This is a genomic window from Streptomyces sp. NBC_00433, assembly GCA_036015235.1.
Taxonomy (GTDB): domain Bacteria; phylum Actinomycetota; class Actinomycetes; order Streptomycetales; family Streptomycetaceae; genus Actinacidiphila.
In genome coordinates this window covers 4,168,050-4,186,104 of the sequence record CP107926.1, presented here as the reverse complement: position 1 = coordinate 4,186,104, position 18,055 = coordinate 4,168,050, and the positions used below count along the sequence as shown (strand labels likewise).

The 18,055-nt window shown below is 69.8% G+C and carries 16 protein-coding genes; 9 read left to right on the top strand and 7 right to left on the bottom strand.

What is annotated here, in order from left to right; all coding sequences use genetic code 11:
* Positions 1–13 precede the first annotated feature (13 nt).
* Positions 14–1,138, top strand: coding sequence for a hypothetical protein (locus tag OG900_17635; GenBank protein WUH91754.1), 1,125 nt, complete (start codon positions 14–16; stop codon positions 1,136–1,138).
* 1,073 nt (positions 1,139–2,211) lie between these two features.
* Positions 2,212–2,790: a Uma2 family endonuclease gene (locus OG900_17630; protein ID WUH91753.1), complete on the top strand. Its 579-nt coding sequence runs from the start codon at positions 2,212–2,214 to the stop codon at positions 2,788–2,790.
* A gap of 182 nt (positions 2,791–2,972) precedes the next feature.
* On the opposite strand, the gene OG900_17625 is transcribed toward OG900_17630, so the two are convergent.
* The 3 genes from OG900_17625 to OG900_17615 all read right to left on the bottom strand — a co-directional run bounded on the left by OG900_17625 (position 2,973) and on the right by OG900_17615 (position 6,609).
* On the bottom strand, positions 2,973–4,517 hold the full coding sequence (locus OG900_17625; GenBank protein ID WUH91752.1) for a M1 family metallopeptidase: 1,545 nt from the start codon (positions 4,515–4,517) through the stop codon (positions 2,973–2,975).
* A 227-nt stretch (positions 4,518–4,744) separates the two neighbouring features.
* On the bottom strand, positions 4,745–5,854 hold the full coding sequence (locus OG900_17620) for a HAMP domain-containing histidine kinase (protein ID WUH91751.1): 1,110 nt from the start codon (positions 5,852–5,854) through the stop codon (positions 4,745–4,747).
* A gap of 80 nt (positions 5,855–5,934) precedes the next feature.
* On the bottom strand, positions 5,935–6,609 hold the full coding sequence (locus OG900_17615) for a response regulator transcription factor (GenBank protein WUH91750.1): 675 nt from the start codon (positions 6,607–6,609) through the stop codon (positions 5,935–5,937).
* Positions 6,610–6,858: 249 nt separating this feature from the next.
* Here OG900_17615 and OG900_17610 point away from each other — a divergent pair, with 249 nt between their 5' ends.
* Positions 6,859–7,575 carry a M15 family metallopeptidase gene (locus OG900_17610; protein ID WUH91749.1) on the top strand — a complete coding sequence of 239 codons (717 nt, stop codon included), beginning with the start codon at positions 6,859–6,861 and terminating at the stop codon, positions 7,573–7,575.
* Positions 7,576–7,924: 349 nt separating this feature from the next.
* Positions 7,925–8,377, top strand: a complete 453-nt coding sequence (locus OG900_17605; GenBank protein WUH91748.1) for an SRPBCC domain-containing protein — start codon at positions 7,925–7,927, stop codon at positions 8,375–8,377.
* 177 nt (positions 8,378–8,554) lie between these two features.
* On the opposite strand, the gene OG900_17600 is transcribed toward OG900_17605, so the two are convergent.
* Both OG900_17600 and OG900_17595 read right to left on the bottom strand, forming a co-directional pair.
* On the bottom strand, positions 8,555–9,631 hold the full coding sequence (locus OG900_17600) for a CU044_5270 family protein (protein ID WUH91747.1): 1,077 nt from the start codon (positions 9,629–9,631) through the stop codon (positions 8,555–8,557).
* Positions 9,624–10,250, bottom strand: a complete 627-nt coding sequence (locus OG900_17595) for an RNA polymerase sigma factor (protein ID WUH91746.1) — start codon at positions 10,248–10,250, stop codon at positions 9,624–9,626. Before OG900_17595 ends, OG900_17600 begins: the two co-directional genes overlap by 8 nt.
* 235 nt (positions 10,251–10,485) lie before the next feature.
* On the opposite strand from OG900_17595, the gene OG900_17590 reads away from it, so the two are divergent.
* A complete protein-coding gene (locus OG900_17590) occupies positions 10,486–10,887 on the top strand; it encodes a type II toxin-antitoxin system PemK/MazF family toxin (GenBank protein ID WUH91745.1) in 402 nt (133 codons plus the stop codon).
* Positions 10,888–10,903: 16 nt separating this feature from the next.
* Here OG900_17590 and OG900_17585 read toward each other — a convergent pair whose 3' ends face one another.
* A complete protein-coding gene (locus OG900_17585) occupies positions 10,904–11,809 on the bottom strand; it encodes a neutral zinc metallopeptidase (protein ID WUH91744.1) in 906 nt (301 codons plus the stop codon).
* A gap of 261 nt (positions 11,810–12,070) precedes the next feature.
* Here OG900_17585 and OG900_17580 point away from each other — a divergent pair, with 261 nt between their 5' ends.
* On the top strand, positions 12,071–12,424 hold the full coding sequence (locus OG900_17580; GenBank protein WUH91743.1) for a PRC-barrel domain-containing protein: 354 nt from the start codon (positions 12,071–12,073) through the stop codon (positions 12,422–12,424).
* A gap of 115 nt (positions 12,425–12,539) precedes the next feature.
* Here OG900_17580 and OG900_17575 read toward each other — a convergent pair whose 3' ends face one another.
* Positions 12,540–13,214, bottom strand: a complete 675-nt coding sequence (locus OG900_17575; GenBank protein ID WUH91742.1) for a hypothetical protein — start codon at positions 13,212–13,214, stop codon at positions 12,540–12,542.
* A 183-nt stretch (positions 13,215–13,397) separates the two neighbouring features.
* On the opposite strand from OG900_17575, the gene OG900_17570 reads away from it, so the two are divergent.
* The 3 genes from OG900_17570 (at position 13,398) to OG900_17560 (ending at position 18,014) form a co-directional block, all read left to right on the top strand.
* Entirely contained in the window at positions 13,398–14,603 is a 1,206-nt protein-coding gene (locus tag OG900_17570; GenBank protein WUH91741.1) for a HupE/UreJ family protein, read from the top strand.
* Between the two features lie 136 nt (positions 14,604–14,739).
* Positions 14,740–16,716: a metallophosphoesterase family protein gene (locus OG900_17565; protein WUH91740.1), complete on the top strand. Its 1,977-nt coding sequence runs from the start codon at positions 14,740–14,742 to the stop codon at positions 16,714–16,716.
* A gap of 191 nt (positions 16,717–16,907) precedes the next feature.
* The gene (locus tag OG900_17560; GenBank protein WUH91739.1) at positions 16,908–18,014 is read left to right on the top strand and encodes a DUF916 domain-containing protein; all 1,107 of its coding nucleotides are present in this window, start codon (positions 16,908–16,910) and stop codon (positions 18,012–18,014) included.
* The last annotated feature ends 41 nt before the right edge of the window (positions 18,015–18,055 follow it).

Sequence of the window (18,055 nt, the reverse complement as noted above, 5' to 3'; positions counted from 1 at the left end):
CGCCCCTCCGGGCGTGAGGCCTCGCAGCGGCTCTCCGCGCGCCTTCCTCCGGGCCGTCTTCCGCCCGCTGCTGCTGCCCGTACTGATCGCCGGCGTCGGAAGCCTGGCGGGCCAGTGGCTGACTGTGGACATCCAGGGCGACGGGGGGGCATACGCCTATCTGACCTACGGTCTGCTCGCCGTCGGGCTGTACGGAAGTGCTCAGGGGATCTCGCGTCCCGAAGTGCGAGGCGATGTCTACCGGATCGTTTTCGCCATCACGGTCGGCGTGGTCGTCAAGGCGGCCTTCATCGCGCTCGTGCTCACCGTCTTCTTGCGCCGGAAGCCCGAATACCTGGTGCTCGCCGTCGCCATGGCCCAGATCGATCCGCTGTCGGTTTCCGCGATGCTCGAAGCTGGCGACATGTCACCGCGGGCAAAGTCACTGCTCGCCGCCTGGGCGTCCTTCGACGATCCGGTCACCACTGTCCTCGTCGTCGTCATCAGCTCCATGGCCCTTCCCGGCGCAGACAGCGCCCTGGCCGGTGCCGCGGGCTATGCGCGGACCCTCAGTTGGAATCTGCTGCTGCTGGTCGCGGCGGCGGGCGTATGGGCGGTGATCCGCAAGCGCGGCCCGGTCGGCACGCCGGTCAGCACCGGGCGCGGACTGATCCAGATCGTCGCCCTGCTCGGGCTGGCCGCCGTCGCGACCTGGCAGTTCCTCATGCTGGGCCTCGCCCTGTCCGCCCTCTTCTTCCGACCGCCGCTGGGCCCATGGATCGGGCGGCTGACCAACGCGGCTCTGTTCGCGGCCACCTTCCTGTTGGGAGTACTACTCGCCGGGGGCGCGGACTTCCGCATAGGCGCGGTACTCGGCTGCGCCACCTTCGCGGCCCAGATCCTCGTCGGCTCCGCGCTCACCTGGGGCTTCCCCCGTCGTGACCGGATCTCGCTCTGCCTCAGCCAGCAGAACGGAATCACCGCGATCATTCTGGCCCTGTTCCTCGAACCCCAACTGCCGAAGGCTGTCGCCGTCATCGCGCCTGCGATCCTCGTGGTGAACCTGCTGCACCTGGCGTCCAACAATCTCGTCACCCACCCCACGGCGATGCCGCGCTCTGGTACTACAGGGCTGGATCTGCATCATCTGGAGCTGTAGCCGCCTTCGGAAATGCTGCCGTCGTGCGTGCCTCCGCCTGATGAGCGCGCCGCCAGATCGACCAGCGAAGTCCCTGGTCGATGGCGATGCGAGTCAAGCCGATCAGGTTGACCAGCCGCCGGACCTCGGCGACAGTCAGGGCCGCGAGCCGCCGCGTTCGCGGCCCTTGGTCACCGCCCCGGTCCGAAGAGCCCCCTTTTGCGGGGTCCGGGCCATCGCGGCAGGAACGCCAACATCATCATGGCCATGGTGATATCGCGATATCAGGCGTCGGTGGGGCGGTCCTGTATCCCAAGACCAGCACTTGACGGATCGCCCTGCGACTTCACCTCGGCGTCTGCGGTGGAAGCGCGGGGCAGCTGAGGGAAACGAAGACGTAGCTGGGCCTGACACCCTTTGTGGCGCCAGGCCTTCCCCCTTCGGTAGGTGCCGGCGATCAGAAGGGCAGCCGGATGTGGTCGAAACGCAGGGCTTCGGTGTACCTCTGTAAGGGGAGGTCCATGTCCGCCAGGAGGCGGCTGGCCGCCTTGTTTGCCTCTACCAAGTCGCCAGAGGCACAGAGCTCCGACAGTTCTGCCACATCGGCCTGCAGGAGGCTCAGCGAGTTGCCGTGTACCGAGCGGCCGGTGGGCAGTCCGGTGAGCAGGCCTGGACGTTCGGCGGCTTGCTCCTGGCAGCACGGATTCAGCACACATGGCCGTGGAAAGCGACCCGAACTGACGGCAACCAGTAAGTGGTCTTTTGGCTGGTCAGCTGGCCGAACCTGGGATCGTCCCAGGTCAGCGCCCCTCCCCGAGGGAACTTGTAAAGCGTAGGTCGTCGGTTCGAACCCGACAGGGGGCTCTTTTTCTTGCCCTGGCCAGGGCGCCTTCGCCCGGTCCCGGTCGGCGGGGCCGGGGCGCCCGGCACGCATTCAGCACACCTCGCGGAACAGGCGCTGCCCGGCGGAGGCCGACGTCAGGGGACTGGCGTCGACGACCACCCGCCGTCGATCCGTCGTGCCGGAGGCAGAATCCCTGGACTGTGGGTGTGCCGGTGTTTTCAGGAGCGGGCGTGGAGGAGCGAGGCGCGCGATGACTGTCACTGAGGATCGGCCGCAGATGCAGGCGGAGGAGTTCGAACGTATCGCTGCCGCTGCCGAGCGCGAGGGCGTCCGGTTGGAGTTCGTCCACGGGAAGCTGGGAGTCAAAGCGGTGCCGGACGGGGATCATGACGAGATCGTCCGTTGGGTCATGGAGCACTGCATGCAGCAGCGCTCGGACCTGTGGCTCTATCCGGAACGCGGCCTCAGGGTGGAGACCTGCCGCAGCGGTCACGCGAAGCCGGACGGGGCCTTGGCGCCCAAGGGCAGCTTCGCCGGCCATGGGGAGTGGGCGGCCGCCGACCGGGTGGTGATGGTGGTCGAGGTGACGTCGTACGACACCGATACCGACAAGCGGGATCGCGAGGACAAGCCGCGCGCCTATGCGGAGACCGGCATCCCGGTGTACTTGCTGATCGACCGGGACACGTGCGAAACGCTGGTGTACAGCGAGCCCGACGACGGCACGTACAGCATGATCACGCGGCGCCCCTTCGGAAAGACGATCTCCTTGCCCGCTCCGGTGGGGATCACCCTGGACACCGAGCCGCTGAAGGACTGGGTGCGCTGACGCGGTGATCGGCCGACAGGGCAGGAGCCCGGTGTGAAACGGGCGGGGGACGACGCCCTCGCACGGTGTGAGGGCGGCGTCCCTTTCAGGCGGCTGCGCTTTGCGGTACGGGCGCCGGCTGGTCTGGTCCGGCCGGAGTCTCCAAACGCCGGAGACCTCACCTTCCGTCAGGAAACGGCGAATCAGGGAGTACCGGACCAGTCCGGGTGCCCAACCGCCGACGGCGTCGTCCTGCCGTAGATCCAGCTGTTGACGTAGCCCGTGACGTCGCGCCCCGACACCTGGTTGGCGACATCGATGTAATCCTGAGTGGTCGCGGCCTTGTTCCGGAATTTCTTGAAGAAAGTGCCCTCAATCTTCTGGAAGGTGGCATCGCCCACCATGTGGTCCAGGCCGTCGAGGAGTACGACGCCTGCGGCGTTGGTCCCGCCCAGCACGTTCAGCGGGTCGTTGAGATCCCCTGGAGGCCCGTCCAGCGGGCGGGCATCCTGGTCGTACGTATAGGCGCGGTGCACATTGTCCTCGAAGCTCCCGGACCCGGTGTATCCCCGGTCCGCGGAATAGCGGAACGTGTAGTAGCTGGCATGGCCCTCACTCAGCCACATGTCGTTCCAGGTCCTCACGGAAACAGCGTCACCGAAGTACTGGTGGACCAGTTCGTGCACCATGGTGCTGTCGTTGTCGTTCCCTTCGGTGAGGCCCACGCTCGACGTGAACGTGGAGAGGGTGGCGGATTCCATCGCGGCGGGGTAGGACTCCACTCCCAGGACACCGTAGGTTTCGAAGGGGAAGGGAGCACCGATCTTCTTCTCCACCCAGTCCAGTTGGGACGCGATGCGGCCCAACTGGACCTGTGCATCGGCGAAGTCCTTGGTGTCGACGAAACTGCGGATCGGCAGACCGTGCGGCCCTGTCCCCTCTGCCGTCATGAAGTGGCCGACGGCCGCTTGGACGGTGTCCGTGGGGATCGGGTCCCTGGTGCTGTACACGTAGGTCGTGCGGTCGCCGCGGGTGGTGCGGGACTTCAGGGTTCCTCCGGCCACTGCCTGCAGAGCCTTCGGGGTGGTGATGCGGAAGGTCACCCTGGCCTTGTCGCTCGGGTGGTCATTCATAGGGAAGAAGAGGTGGGATCGGTCCGGCTGGCCGAAGAGGGCGAAACCGTCGGGGAAGTTGTTCCAGTGATCCGCGTGGATGTCCTCCTGGCCGGGAAGGACCGCCGGCGAAGGGGGATTGGCCGACCGGTCGGCGACAAAGGCGATGTCGATCCTGAAGGCCTGTCCCTTCCGCAGCCAATGCGCCGGCGCAATGAGGAGCTTCTCATCGGCTGTCCGGAACCGGGCGGCCTTGCCCTGGACGGAGACCGACGTGATCTGCTGGCCGACCGAGTCCAGGCTGAGGTCGGACAGGTCCTGCGTTGCCGTGGCCATGATTTCCACGGACGATTCCATGGTGGTCCGGCCTGCCCGGTAGTCGTACCGCACGTCGTACGTCCCGACGTCGTACCCACCGTTTCCCAGGTAGCCGAAAAGGCTGTCCCCTGCGGTTGCCGCCCCGGGTGCGGGCGTCTTGTCACCACCCCTGGCGGGCGCGGAGTCATTGCCGCTCGATGATGATGCGGCCCATGCGGTGGGCTGCTGGAGCAGGGCGGGCACGCAGATCCCCGACACCGCCAGGGCTGCGGCCAGCGTCGTCACGGACAGCTTTGTTCCGCCGGTTTTTCGCAGCATGTGCGTTTCTCCCGTTCACTCGTCTGGGAGCGTTACACGCGGTTCGGGGACGGGTCCGTCATCGGAAGCCGCGTGGGGCAAGTCGCGTTCGCTCGTTGCGACGAGCATGCGGTACCGGCCGTATCGTCGGCGTATCGTGCGGCAGGCGGACGGACCGGGCGCTCAGGGCCGGACCTCGTGTTTCCACCGCCGCCACGCGAAGCGGTACGGTCGGCCGCCGGACCGCGTCAGCAGGTGGGCAGGGAGACCTGTACGGTCAGCCCGCCCTCGGCATGGGGAGTCAGCCGGAGGTCGCCCCTGTGCACGCTGACGATGCTCGCCACGATGGAGAGTCCCAGACCGTGCCCGCGGTGGCCGTTACCGGTCGCGGCCGTCCGGCCCTCGCCCCGCAGGAAGGGCTCGGTGAGCGTGTCGACAGTGTCCGGCAGGCGTCGTCCGGTGTTGGTGACGGAAAGCAGGGAGCGGAGCCGGTCGTGCGGATCCGGCCCGGTCGTCACGGAGACGGAGCCATCGGCGGGCAGGTTGTGCCGTATGGCGTTGTGCAGCAGGTTGACCGTCAACTGGCGCAGCAGCACCGGGTTCCCGGTGACCGGGGCCGGATCGCGGCGGCTGTGGAGGGCGACGCCACGGCGTCCTGCCTCCTCGCCGACGAGGGCGAGGGCGTCGGCCGTGGTGGCTGCCAGGTCCAGCGGTTCGGTGTCCGGCGTGGTGTGGCCGAGGTTGGCCAGGTCGAGCAGCGCGTCGACGATCTCGATGCCCCGCTGGTTCGTCTCCCGGAGTCGCGAGACGAGCCGCGGATAGTTCTGGCCCGCGGGGTCCGCGGCGGCGACGTCGAGCATGGTGTGGGTGATGGCGAGCGGGGTGCGCAGTTCGTGCGAGGCGTTCGCGGCGAAGCGCTGCTGGGACTCGAAGGACTGCTGGAGCCGCTCCAGCATGTGGTCGAACGCGTCGGACAGGTCGGTGAACTCGTCGCGTCGGCCCGGCAGCGCGATCCGGTGCTCCAGGGAACCGGCCGCGGCCCGGTGCGCGGCCCGGGTGATGTCCCGCAAAGGCCGCAGCACCCGGCCGGCGATCAGCCAGCCACCCACCAGGCCGATGGCCAGCAAGGCGAGCACGGCGTACCCGGAGGCCTTCAGCATCGCGTCCAGGATGTCCTGGCGGCTGGCGACAGCGGACGATTCCCGAGGGTTGGAGGCGGTCAGCGGGTAGTCGGGGATGAACCGCATCGACAGATAGATGATCGCCAGGGTGAACGCGCCGGCCACCACGACGAAGAACGCGTAGCTGAGGGTGAGCCGCGCACGCGCGGTCAGCCGTCGAGTCCGCCAGTTCGGCACCTCTGCCGCCGTTGCCGCCGCCCGCTGCGCGGCTGGCGCGGCAGAGGAAGGCGCCGGAGCGCGGTGGCCTGTGGTGTCGGTCACCGCCGGGTGTCCGGCTCGTCCAGGTGGTACCCGACACCGGGCACCGTGACGATCGCCGGCGGGTTGCCGAGGCGTTTGCGCAGGGTGGAGATGGTGATGCGTACCGCGTTGGTGAAAGGATCCGCATTTTCGTCCCAGGCGCTTTCCAGCAGCGATTCCGCGCTGACCACACCGCCTTGTGCGGTCATGAGGACCTCCAGAACAGCGAACTGTTTCCGGGTGACGGATATGTGGTGCCCGGATCGGAACACTTCGCGGCGAAAGGGGTCGAGCCGAATTCCGGCATATTCGAGAACGGGCGGCCGGCCGGTCTTCGGACGGCGTACCAGCGCGCGGATGCGTACCACGAGTTCCGCCAGCTCGAAGGGCTTGGTCAGGTAGTCGTCCGCACCCATTTCGAAGCCGGTCACCTTCTCCCGTAGCCGGCTGGCAGCGGTGAGCATCAGTACTCGGCAACCCCATCCCCGTTCGACGATGACGCGGCATACGTCGTCCCCGTGGGTTCCTGGGATGTCCCGGTCGAGGACCACGACGTCATAGGTGTTGACGCTCAGCCTTTCCAGGGCGGAATCGCCGTCCCCGGCAATGTCCGAGGCGATCGCTTCGAGCCGCAGGCCCGCCTGTACCGCCTCGGCGAGGTAGAGCTCGTCCTCGACCACCAGTACTCGCATCAGGCCTCTCCGTCTCCGCTGTCGGACCCCCTGTCGCCGTTCCAGCCTACGGCCTGCCCGGTGACGCAGCCGGGGAGCCTGCCCTGCCGTGCCGATCAGGAACCACCCCCTGCCGGGCCAGTGAACGGCAGAGCGCCTATCGGGAGCGTATCGAGAATCCGATACGGCCTCGCAACACGGCCTGCCCTGTCCTGGAGGCACATTCCGACACATCGGCGCACGCCGACGACGCCAGACCCGGAGGCGACCATGGGGCACATTCCCTGCGACGAGACGCAGGAGCGTCATTCCGCACACACCGGAACCGGCGTTCCTCGCGGCGCCGGCACTTACGCACGAGGAAACGGCCCTGCCGGTTCCGGCGCTGAGCGGGGAAAACGGTGGAATGGCTACTGGCTGTTCGGCGGGATCAGTGCTCTCCTGGTGCTGGCTGTGGTGGGTTACGAGGTTTCGCATTCCCCTCGCACGCCCCCACGGGCCCAGCTGAGCGTGAACGGTCCGGCGTCGCAGCGGACGGCTCCGGCAGGGCAGGCCGACGACGGTGGAATTCCCTCCGGCCGTGATGTCACGCCCTTCGACACGCAGTATTCCGCCATCTCCCGTCTCGCTCCTGACCTGTTGAAGGCGGTGCAGCAGGCGGACAACGACGCGAAGGGGGCAGGAATCACCTTCCGCGTCACGTCGGGCTGGCGCAGCAAGGCGCATCAGCAGCGGCTGCTGGACGACGCCATGCATGAGTACGGAAGCCTCCGGACGGCGCGGCAGTACGTCAACACCCCGGAGAAGTCGACGCATGTGCAGGGGAAGGCCGTCGACATCGGCCCGACGGACGCCGACGACTGGCTCATCCAGCACGGTTCGCGCTACGGCCTGTGCCAGGTCTACGCCAACGAGATGTGGCACTTCGAGATGCGCACCGCACCCGGCGGCACCTGCCCCGCCCTGCTGAACAACGCCACAGACTGACGTGATCTTCTGCCTCGGAGTCCGGCCGGGTGCCGGAGAGCGCCTTCGGCGTCGCGAGCGATGACCTTCGGTCACCCATGACTGGCCACTTCGGCTCTGATGCGGGCAGTTGCCGGGCGGCCCCTCCCGTGTGCCGGCACTCAGCCGGCCTCGGCGCGTTCGGGTCTGGTGCAGCGGCGGGTGACAGGTCAAGACGTCGCCGCCGACGGGGCGGGAGCCCCCCGCCTCTCGTCGCCGCACCCGCGTCCTCGACCCGTTCGACGACGTTCTGCGCAGAGCGATGAGTTTCCGCGCGCGGGGGCGTCTACCGGTGTGACAGCACACCGAGGTTGAGACCAGGAGACGTGACATGAGCACTGAGCAGACCACCGCCGCCGACGGCTTCCCCTACACGCTGACCCGGACGCTGGACGCCCCCGCGGCGAGCGTGTGGCGGGCGTGGACGACCCCTGAGCAGTACGCCCAGTGGGCCTACGCCGCCGCCGGCTCCGTCGAGATGGACGTACGGCCGGGTGGAGCGTGGAAGGCCACGATGGTCACGCCGGACGGCGACCAGTTCCCGCTGACCGGGTCGTACGTCGAGGTCGCCGAGCACCGCCTCCTGGTGGTCGGCATGGACGTACCCGGCAAGTCCGAGCCCTCGGTCATGACCATGGAACTCGACGAGGAGGACGGCCACTCCACGCGGATCGTGCTCCGCCAGACCTGCGACAGCGCCGAGGAGCGCGACATGGCCGAGCAGGGCAGCACCATGCTCCTCGACAGCCTGGGTGCCTTCCTGGCCGAAGGGACGGAGGGCTGACCCCCTCGACCCGCCGACGGGCAGTCGTTCAGCGGAGGTGGCGCAGGGCGTACGCCGGGAGTGCCTTGCCCGCCTGGGCGGGGTTCACGGCGTTGACCGTGTCGGCCGGGAACGGGCTGAGTGCGGCCGGGCCTTTCGGGGCCGGCCGCACTCAGGGTTACCGCCGCTGCCTTGCGGCTACGGCCGCTGCTTGGCCTTGTCGACGATGGCCCAGCTGTCGAGGTAGGAGAGCTGGGTGACCTTGACCATGTGCTTGCCCTTGATCGAGGTGCTCTCGTCGCGGAAGCCGAGGAATTCGTAGGTCTTCGGGTCGAAGATGAAGTAGTCGCCGTAGCCCGCGTCCCCGGCCGGGAGCGTGGGGTCGGTATAGGTGATGGCCACGCCGGTACGGCCCTTGGCGTCTTTCTGGTTCGGCAGCAGCTTCACCCCGGGGACCATGCCGAGTGCCTCGTACGCCGCCGGGCGCAGCCCCTCGGGCATCACCGGGACCAGTTTGAGCAGTCCGGCGAGCTGGAAGTGGACCATCGACCAGCCCATATCGCTGATCCCGCTGAGGGAGCCGTCCTTTCCGCCGGGCCCCGTGGAGGACTCCGGGGTGGGCTCCGTGGAGGACTCCGGGGTGGGCTTGTCAGTGGGCCCTGTGCCGGGCGCGAGGAAGAGGATCAGCTGCTTGGGGTCGGTCGGCAGCTTCTTCAGTGTCGCCCAGTCCTGCGGCGGCCATTCGGTCTCGCCGTCTTTCAGCGGGGGTGCCCACCAGCCCTTGCCGACCTCCATGATCCAGGAGGGCTTCGAGTTGTCCACCGACCTCCAGTCCTCGTCGGTGAAGCTGTCTGTGGCGCCGGTCTTCTCGTCGGTCTCCCTGATGATCTCCTTGGTGTAGATGAACTGGTCGTCCCTCGGGCTGACCGCGCGCTCGTGCCGCCGGGCGTAGGTGGCCGCACCGTTGAGCACGGTCTGCGCGCTCACGTTCAGCATGACCGGGGAAGTGGCCGCCGGCGGTGCCGCCGTAGGCCCCGCCCCGCTGTCGCCGCCCTGCCCGGCGACCAGGATTCCGCCGGCGACCGCGGCCGCGACCGTGCCGGTCAGGGCGATGCGCAGGACGGGGCGGCGGCTGCGTACGGCCGGGGCGGGTCCGGTCTCCGCGTTCATCGCGGCGAGCAGCCGCGCCCGCACGCGTCTGCGGGTGGCGTCGTCGAGCGGGGGAGCCCCCGCGTCGTACTTCCTCAGTTCTCGCAGTTCTTCGATGTCACGCATGGGCGTCTTCTGCCTCTCGGAAAGCTGTCGGATCGGACCCGCCCAGTGCTTCGCGCAACTTGCTGCGAGCCCGGTTCAGCCGGGATCTGACGGTGCCGACCGGCACCCCGAGGGCTTGGGCCGCCTCCTCGTAGTCGAGGTCGCCCCAGGCCACGAGCAGGACGACGTCCCGGTGCCGGGCGGACAGCTCGGCCAGCGCTGCCGCCAGCTCCCGGCGCACCTCCGTGGCGCCGGCCCTGGCGACCGCGCGGTCCGCGACCGGCTCCTCGTGCTGCACGGGCTCAGGAACCTTCGCGAGCGCCTTGAAACGGCGTGCTTCGGCCCTGCGGTACCGGCCCATGAGGTTGGTCGCGATGCCGAACAGCCACGGGCGGGCGTCGGCACGCGTGAGGTCGTAGGTGTGGCGTCGCTGGAAGGCGGTCGTGAACGTCTCCGCCATCAGATCCTCCGCCGCCTCGGGACCGATCCGCCTGGCCGCGTAACGGTGCACGGCGTCGGCGTACCGGTCGAAGAGCGCGGCGAACCGCTCGGGCTCATCCCGGGACCGCGCGATCACACGGGCGTCGCTGTCCTCGCGATGCTCCTCGCGGGTGCGGACGCCCGGGGGCTCGACGGCCATCGGGGCTCCTTTCGTTCGTTCGAACGCCTTGAAGGCTTGGGCTTGTTCGGGTTGCTCACCTGTCCTTCGCCGGTGGACCGTATCGAGTTCCATCCGGCCGACGGCGGTGCCGGATCTCCTTGCCCGCCGGGCCCCGGTTCGCCCCGGCCCGGCGGGTATGTGACGCGAGGGCGGGAAGTCGGGCAGGCAGCGCCGTCCTTCGGGGGCGGCCTGGCCGGGTGGGAGAGGTGGGGCGATGGGTGCGCAGGCGTGGGTCGTGGTCGGTGGGGTCGTGCTTGTGGTGGCGGCGGCCGTGGCGTGGTGGCGGCGGGGCCGGGCGGGGGGGCGCGGGGCTGCGCCGCGCCGGGGTGAGGTGTGGTGGGCCGACGTTCCGTACGAGGATGTCGTCGGGTCGAAGGACCGGCCCTGCCTGGTCGTGTCCGTACGGCGCCGGACGGCGAGGGTCGTGAAGATCACCTCCCGCTTCCACGGGGAGCAGCCCGGGGTCGTCGCGCTTCCGGCGGGGACCGTCGATGACGCCGAGGGCCGGCGCAGCTACCTGGAGACCAGGGAGCTGCGCACGGTGCCGCTGTCGGCCTTCCGGCGGCGCGCGGGCAGCCTCGATCCGCGGGCGATGAAGCGCCTCGGGCTGCGGTGAGGAAGAAGACGCCGGCTCAGGCGAAGGTGTCGCACCGGGCGACGCTGCCGGTGGTGTAACCCGTCGAGAACCACTGCCGGCGCTGGCTCGCGGAGCCGTGGGTCCAGGTGTCGGGGGTGACCTTGCCCTCGTACCGCTGCTGGATGCGGTCGTCGCCGACGGCGGCCGCGGCGTCCAGGCCGAGGTCGATGTCGGCCTGGGTCAGCTCGGTGATCAGCGGCTTGCCGCTCGTGGGGTCGGGGGTGGTGGTGGCGTGGTGGGCCCAGACCCCGGCGTAGCAGTCCGCCTGGAGTTCCAGCTTCACCGAGCCGCTGGTGCGGCCCTGGCCGCTGCCGCGGGAGATCGTGCCGCTGAGGTCCTGGATGTGGTGGCCGTATTCGTGCGCGATGACGTACGCCTCGGCGAAGGGCCCGCCCTTGGCGCCGAACTTGCTGCTCAGGTCGTCGAAGAAGCCGAGGTCGAGGTAGACCTTGTCGTCGGCGGAGCAGTAGAAGGGGCCCACCTCGGAGGTGGCGGTCCCGCAGCCGGTGTTCACGCTGCCGGTGAAAAGGAAGGTCGGGGCCTGCTCGTAGGGCTTGCCGGCGGCTGTCTCGGTCTCCTTCCAGAACGCCTGGACGCTGTCGACCACCGCCACGACGCGGCACTCCTGCTTGCGGTTGGCGTCGGCCCCGGTGCGGCAGTCCGCCGCCAGGTCGGCGGCGGACGCGCCCGATCCCGTGCCGGCGCCCGACGAGGCGGTGGTGCCGCTGTCGGAACCGAGCAGGCCGGGGTCCACGCCGAAGACCACCGAGGCGATCACGACCAGCAGGCCGACCACTCCACCGCCGACGGTCCTCCCGCCGCCCGGGATGCCGCCCAGCGCTCCACCGCGGTTGTCCTGGACCTCGGATGTGTCCAGGGCGGCGTCGTCGTCGAATTCCATTCGCTGACTCTCCCTCGTGCGGCGCGTCGGCCCGCCCCGCGTCGTGCCGTCGCCTACCCCGCACCGGCGGGCTCGCACCCGTCCTCGCACCGGTCGGGCGTGGCCGGACCTGTGCGGTGCGGAAGTGACTTCTGCGGCAGGCGAGGTGTGTGGTCACGGCCGCCGGGCACGCGAGGCGTTGAGGGCGCGTCACCTGAGGCCATCGGACGCGACGGCCCTCGCGCACCACCAGTCCGCAACGAACGACGAAGGAGCCGCATCATGAGCGACAACATCTGGGGCTACCAGGAGACGTCCGGCTACAGCGCGGGCGGCGACCTCGCCGGCTACAAGGTCGAGGCGACCGACGGCCACATCGGCAAGGTCGACAAGCACTCGGACGAGGTCGACGCCGCCTACCTGGTGGTCGACGTCGGCGTGTGGATCTTCGGCAAGCACGTCCTGCTCCCCGCGGGGACCGTGCGGGCGATCGACGCCGCCGAGCAGAAGGTCTTCGTCGACCTGACGAAGGACCAGATCAAGAACTCCCCCGAGTTCGACGAGGACCGGCACCTCAGTGACGCCGCTTACCAGCAGCAGGTGGGCGAGCACTACACCCGGGAAGGCCGCCTCTGAGACGCGCCAGTCGCGCGCGCGACCGCGGAAGGGCCGCCCGGCCGATCGCCGGGCGGCCCTTCCGGCTGCGGGGGGCGCCGATGTCGCGCGGGGCCGCGCCCCGCCGGGGCTCGGCTCAGACCTTGTCCAGCCACAGCACGATGCCCGTCAGCTCGTTGAGCACCGCCGCCACCCCCGCCCGTATCGACGCCGCGCACCGCTCCGGCGTGAAGGACGCCGCGTCGTACGTCGAGGACATCCCCAGCCCCTCCCCGCGGAAGGACGCGCCGGACCAGTCCACGGCGGTGACGTTGTGCGTCGGCTCGGCCAACTCCGCGCCCACCACCAGGAACTGCTGGGACAGGTGGTTGGGGGTGACGGTGGCCAGCGGGTCGATCATGTCGTTGCCGGCGCTGACGATCAGGTCGGGGTGCATGTCCATGGCCTCGGTGACCGCGGGCAGCAGGTCGAGCCCGCCCTTGGCGGTCACCGTCCGGAGCGAGACGTGCTCCTCGGACGCCCAGTCCTTGACCGCCTTCACCAGTGCGGCCGTCGGGCGGTCGGTGCCCGAGGTGACCAGCACCACCCGGTAGCCCTTCGACGGGCTGACCCCCTCCCACGAACCCGGTTCCGGTGTGGCCGTCGCCTCCGGGCCTGGCGGGTCGGAGCGGTCGATGAAGCCGGGGCCGAGGGCGCCGACGGCGGACGGCCTGGCATGAGGCTTCGACCAGTCGTCGCCGGCACCGCATCCGGTGGCCAGTGCGACGGCCGCGGCCAGCGTGACGGCAGCCGCAAGCGAGGGGCGCAACACGTTCGTCCTCCGAAGTAGTGGCAGGGGGGTATGGCGCCATCCTGCTATGCCGCATGCCGCCGTGTTCACCCCGGGAGGGCCCTTCGCGCGCTTGTTTTTCCAGCGTTCGCCATGACAAGCCATTCCGTTCATCTGATACGTGCACGGTGCGCAGGCAGGCAAAGCAGCAGCAAAAGGAGCACTGTGTCACCCCGAATACGACTCGGCCTCGTCACGGTCCTCGCCGCGCTGGCCGTCTTCGTGGGCCTGGCGCAGCCGGCGTCCGCGCACGGCTTCAGTTCGGTGGTCTACGTCGACGTCACCCGTGGCGACGACGGCCGCCTCTGGACGAAGCTGGAGGTCGAGTACGACCTCTACGTCGTGTCCGCCGCCGACGCCGGGCACGACGACGCGCTCTTCCGCGCGGGCACCGACGCCTTCGACGCCGGGGACGCCAAGGCCCAGGTCGCGGCCCTCGACGCCCACAGGAAGGCGGCCGTCGAGTACGTCCGCGCCCGCTTCTCGGTGACCTCGCAGGGCCGGGCCTGCACCCCGGAGCAGTCCGGCGGCTTCACCCTGGGCCGCAGGCAGGGTGTCCCGTACGCGAACCTGCTGCTCGGCTGGACCTGTCCGGAGCAGGGCGTGGACCACGAGGTGCGCAGCGGGCTCTTCCCCGACGCGGAGAAGTACGTCACCGGCACCAGGACGATCGTCACCTACGACGTCGACGGCCGTAAGGGCAGCGCCGCGCTGGACGCCGCGCACCCGACCTTCTCCACCCACCAGACGTGGTACGAGCGGTTCTGGGAGTTCTTCCGGCTGGGCACGGAGCACCTGCTCACCGGTACCGACCACATCCTCTTCCTGCTGGCGCTCATCGCGGGGTCGCGACGGCTGCGCGAGGTCGTGCTCGCGGCGACCAGCTTCACCCTGGCGCACTCGGTGACGCTCATGCTCGCCGCGCTCGGGCTGGTCGACGTGCCGTCCGCGGTCGTGGAGCCGGTCATCGCGCTGTCGATCGCGGTGGTCGCCGGCTGGTATCTGTGGCGGCTGTGGCGGCACGGCGGCCGGGCCACGGACCTGGAGGCGTCGGACGGACACTTCGGCCTGGACCGTGCCGGCTGGACCCGGCTCGGGGTGGTCTTCTGCTTCGGGCTCGTGCACGGCCTGGGCTTCGCGGGGGCGCTCGGCATCGACAGCGCCTTCTCGTGGACCCTGCTGTGGTCGCTGGTGGTTTTCAACGTCGGCATCGAGGCCGTCCAACTGGCCCTTATCGCGCTCGTCTTCCCGGTGCTCATGCTGCTGCGGCACCGGTCGCCCGCCATGGGGCTGCGGGCGACCGGGGTGATTTCGGCGGGCGTGTTCGTCATGGGGCTCGTGTGGTTCCTGCAGAGGACCTTCGGCATCTGATTCCTTATCAGTATTTTTTTGACCACCGAAGAGTTTAGATATCGCAAAGACTGTATTTAGCGTCGGTTAACCGGGCGCTGAGAGCTTGACGGTCCGCACGTCAAGTACGTCTGTACGCAGAAGGAACAGAGAACTGATGAAATCGAGACCCTCGACACAGGCCGCCGAGCTTGTGCGGCGCCGGGTGGCCACCGGGACCACCGCGGTGCTCCTGGGCCTGACCGTGGCGCTGGGCGGCGGCCTGGTGTCGCCCGCCGCCGCCGCGGAGCCCACCGCGATCACCGGCGTCATCCTCGGCGTGGGCGCCAACGAGACGCAGCGCACCGTCAGCTGGTACTCCTCGGCCGACACGGCGCAGCAGCTCCAGGTCGCCCCGACCGCCTCGGTCGTGAACGGCGAGTTCCCGGCCGACGCCGCGACCTTCGCCGCGAGCGGCACGGCCAACATCGCCGCCAGCGGCGGCTTCAACCGCCACGCGACGATCACCAACCTCAAGGAGCAGACGGCGTACTCGTACCGCGTCGGCAGCGAGGGCAGCTGGTCGGCCGCGTACTCGTTCAAGACGCAGGACTTCGAGGGCAACTACGACTTCCTGTTCTTCGGCGACCCGCAGATCGGCTCGTCCGGCGACACCGCCGAGGACGGCGCCGGCTGGAAGGACACCCTCGACGTCGCCCTGGCGGCCAACCCGAACGCCGAACTGCTGGTGTCCGGCGGCGACCAGGTCGAGAGCGCCAACAACGAGTCGCAGTGGAACTCCTTCCTGGGGCCCGACAAGCTGCGCCAGTACCCGTGGGCGGCCACCATCGGCAACCACGACGTCGGCGGCAAGGCCTACGAGCAGCACTTCGCCACCCCGAACACCGACAAGTCGGGGGCGTACTACTCCAACGGCGACCCGGCGTCGAACTCCTCGGGCGGTGACTACTGGTACATCTACAAGGATGTGCTGTTCATCGACCTCAACAGCAACAGCTACGCCACCGCGCAGGGCGGCGGCGGTGACGCGGCGCACCTCGCCTACGTCACCGACGTCATCAACAAGCACGGCTCCGAGGCGAAGTGGAAGGTCCTGACCTACCACCACTCGATCTACTCGCCGGCCGACCACGCCCAGGACTCGGACAACAAGGTCCGGCGGGTCGACTTCCCGACGACGTTCTCGAAGCTCGGCGTCGACCTGGTCCTCCAGGGCCACGACCACAGCTACTCGCGCAGCTACGAGATCAAGAACGGCCAGAAGGCCAACCCGGACGAGCAGCCCGGCGAGGCCCAGCTGTACCCGGGCCCCGGCGGCGTCATCTACGTGACGGCGAACTCCTCCTCGGGCTCGAAGTACTACGACATCACCAAGCCCGACAGCAGCGGCACGAGCGGTGCCGGCAACGGCGCCGACCCGCTGAACCCGGGCAGCTACTGGTACAACTCGGTCCAGAACCAGGAGCACGTCCGCACCTACGTCAAGGTCCAGGTGCGCAACGACCAGCTCGTGGTCCAGAACGTCCGCAGTGGCACCTGCGCCGCGCCGAACTCGGCGGTGGAGAAGGGCAACTGGTGCAACAACACCACCGAGGCCCAGCCCGTCGGCTCCATCGTCGACGACTTCACCGTGCACAACTACCACGGTGACGGCCAGGACATCCAGGTCAACGTGCCGAACGCCGCCCCGGGCGAGTTCGGTTGGACGATCGACGGCAACAACGGCCTGGTCGACCTCGGTACCGCTGTCGAGCAGGGCGGCGACCACTTCGAGGCGAGCGGCAAGATCAACCCGATCTCCGTCTCCGACACCCGCCGTTCGCTGGCGCCCTGGTCGATCTCGGCCGGCGTGAGCGACTTCCGGGACGCCGGCAAGACCTTCTCCGGCTCCTACCTCGGCTGGTCCCCGCGTGTGCTGCAGGCCGGCGCGGGCGCGCAGGCCGGCGACACGGTCCTGTCGGGCTACACCGACCAGGGCAAGGGCCTCTCGGTCTCGCGGGGCCTCGGCTCCGCCGGCCAGGGCCACGCCCGCGGTACGGCGAAGGTCGGCGCCGACCTCAGCCTGAAGATCCCGGACAGCGTCGAGAAGGGCAGCTACCAGGCCACTCTCACGATCACCGCGCTGAGCAGCTGAGCACCGAGCAGCTGAACAACTGAGCAACCGCGCTGAGGGGCCCGGCAACTGAGCCGCTCGGCACACTGCGGGCCGCCGGCCCGCCCGGCGGCCGACGATCCGCCCCGGGCGGCCGGCGCGTCCGCGGCCACCGGGCGGGGCGGGCACCCGCGGGTGCCCGCCCCGCCCTCCCCACGCCAGGAGAACCCGAAATGCACCCGTCCCCCACGCGCCGCGCGACCACCGCCCGCGCCCTCGTCCGTACCGCCGTCCTGGCGCTGCTCGTCGCCCTCGCTACCACGCTCGCCGGCCTCACCGCCGGCGCCGCGCGGGCCGCCGGCGGCGATGTCAGCTGGACGGTCAGGACGGCGGCCAACACGTACGGCGCCGACCGGTCCAGTTTCGGCTACAGCATCAACCCCGGCGGCGCGATCAAGGACACCATGACGGTGGCCAACCACGGCACGGAGCCGCTGGCCCTCACCGTCTACGCCGCCGACGGCTTCACCACGGCCACCGGCCAGCTCGACCTGGTCACCCGGGACAAGAAGTCCGTCGGGGTCGGCGCCTGGTCCCGCCCCGAGCGCGAGAGCGTCGTCGTCCAGCCCGGGAAGTCCGCCGACGTCCCCTTCACCGTCACCGTCCCCGCCAACGCCACGCCCGGCGACTACGTGGGCGGCATCCTCACCTCGCTCAAGCAGCCCGACGCCGCGCAGGGCATCACCGTCGACCGCCGCCTGGGCATCAAGATCGCGCTGCGGGTCAGCGGCGACCTCAAGCCGGCCCTGAAGGTCGAGAACCTGCACGTCGGCTACAGCGGCACCGCCAACCCCTTCGCCGCCGGCGACGCGACGGTCACGTACACGATCCACAACACCGGCAATGCCACCTTGTCCGCCCGCCAGGCGGTCTCCCTGTCCGGCCCGTTCGGCCGGCTGAAGGCCGACGCCAAGGGCGTCGCCGCGCCGCCGGCCCTGCTGCCCGGCGAGAGCTGGAAGGTGAAGGTGCCCGTCCACGGTGTGGCCCCCGGATTCCGGCTGGCCGCGACCGTGACGCTGACGCCGCTGCTGACCGACGCGTCCGGCTCCACGTCCGCGCTGAAGCCGGTCGCGGCCACCGCCCACGGCTGGGCCGTCCCCTGGACGCTGACGCTGCTGGTCGTGCTCCTGGCCGCCGCCGCCGTGGCCACGCTGCTCCTCGTCCGCCGCGGCCGCGCCCGCGCCAGGCAGCGGGAGGACGCGCGCGTACGGGACGCGGTCGAGCGGACGCTGCGGGAGCAGGAGTCCCAGGCACCGGCGGGCGCGGGTGACGCCTCCTGAGCGGTGGACCCCCGCGGACGTCCGCGGGTCAGCGCTCGGAC

What these genes read in the sequence shown, in the direction of transcription:
- OG900_17630 (WUH91753.1), top strand. Translation starts at nt 2,212, where the DNA reads ATGACTGTCACTGAGGATCGGCCGCAGATGCAGGCGGAGGAGTTCGAA.
- OG900_17625 (WUH91752.1), bottom strand. Translation starts at nt 4,517, where the DNA reads ATGCTGCGAAAAACCGGCGGAACAAAGCTGTCCGTGACGACGCTGGCC.
- OG900_17615 (WUH91750.1), bottom strand. Translation starts at nt 6,609, where the DNA reads ATGCGAGTACTGGTGGTCGAGGACGAGCTCTACCTCGCCGAGGCGGTA.
- OG900_17610 (WUH91749.1), top strand. Translation starts at nt 6,859, where the DNA reads ATGGGGCACATTCCCTGCGACGAGACGCAGGAGCGTCATTCCGCACAC.
- OG900_17605 (WUH91748.1), top strand. Translation starts at nt 7,925, where the DNA reads ATGAGCACTGAGCAGACCACCGCCGCCGACGGCTTCCCCTACACGCTG.
- OG900_17600 (WUH91747.1), bottom strand. Translation starts at nt 9,631, where the DNA reads ATGCGTGACATCGAAGAACTGCGAGAACTGAGGAAGTACGACGCGGGG.
- OG900_17595 (WUH91746.1), bottom strand. Translation starts at nt 10,250, where the DNA reads ATGGCCGTCGAGCCCCCGGGCGTCCGCACCCGCGAGGAGCATCGCGAG.
- OG900_17590 (WUH91745.1), top strand. Translation starts at nt 10,486, where the DNA reads ATGGGTGCGCAGGCGTGGGTCGTGGTCGGTGGGGTCGTGCTTGTGGTG.
- OG900_17585 (WUH91744.1), bottom strand. Translation starts at nt 11,809, where the DNA reads ATGGAATTCGACGACGACGCCGCCCTGGACACATCCGAGGTCCAGGAC.
- OG900_17580 (WUH91743.1), top strand. Translation starts at nt 12,071, where the DNA reads ATGAGCGACAACATCTGGGGCTACCAGGAGACGTCCGGCTACAGCGCG.
- OG900_17565 (WUH91740.1), top strand. Translation starts at nt 14,740, where the DNA reads ATGAAATCGAGACCCTCGACACAGGCCGCCGAGCTTGTGCGGCGCCGG.
- OG900_17560 (WUH91739.1), top strand. Translation starts at nt 16,908, where the DNA reads ATGCACCCGTCCCCCACGCGCCGCGCGACCACCGCCCGCGCCCTCGTC.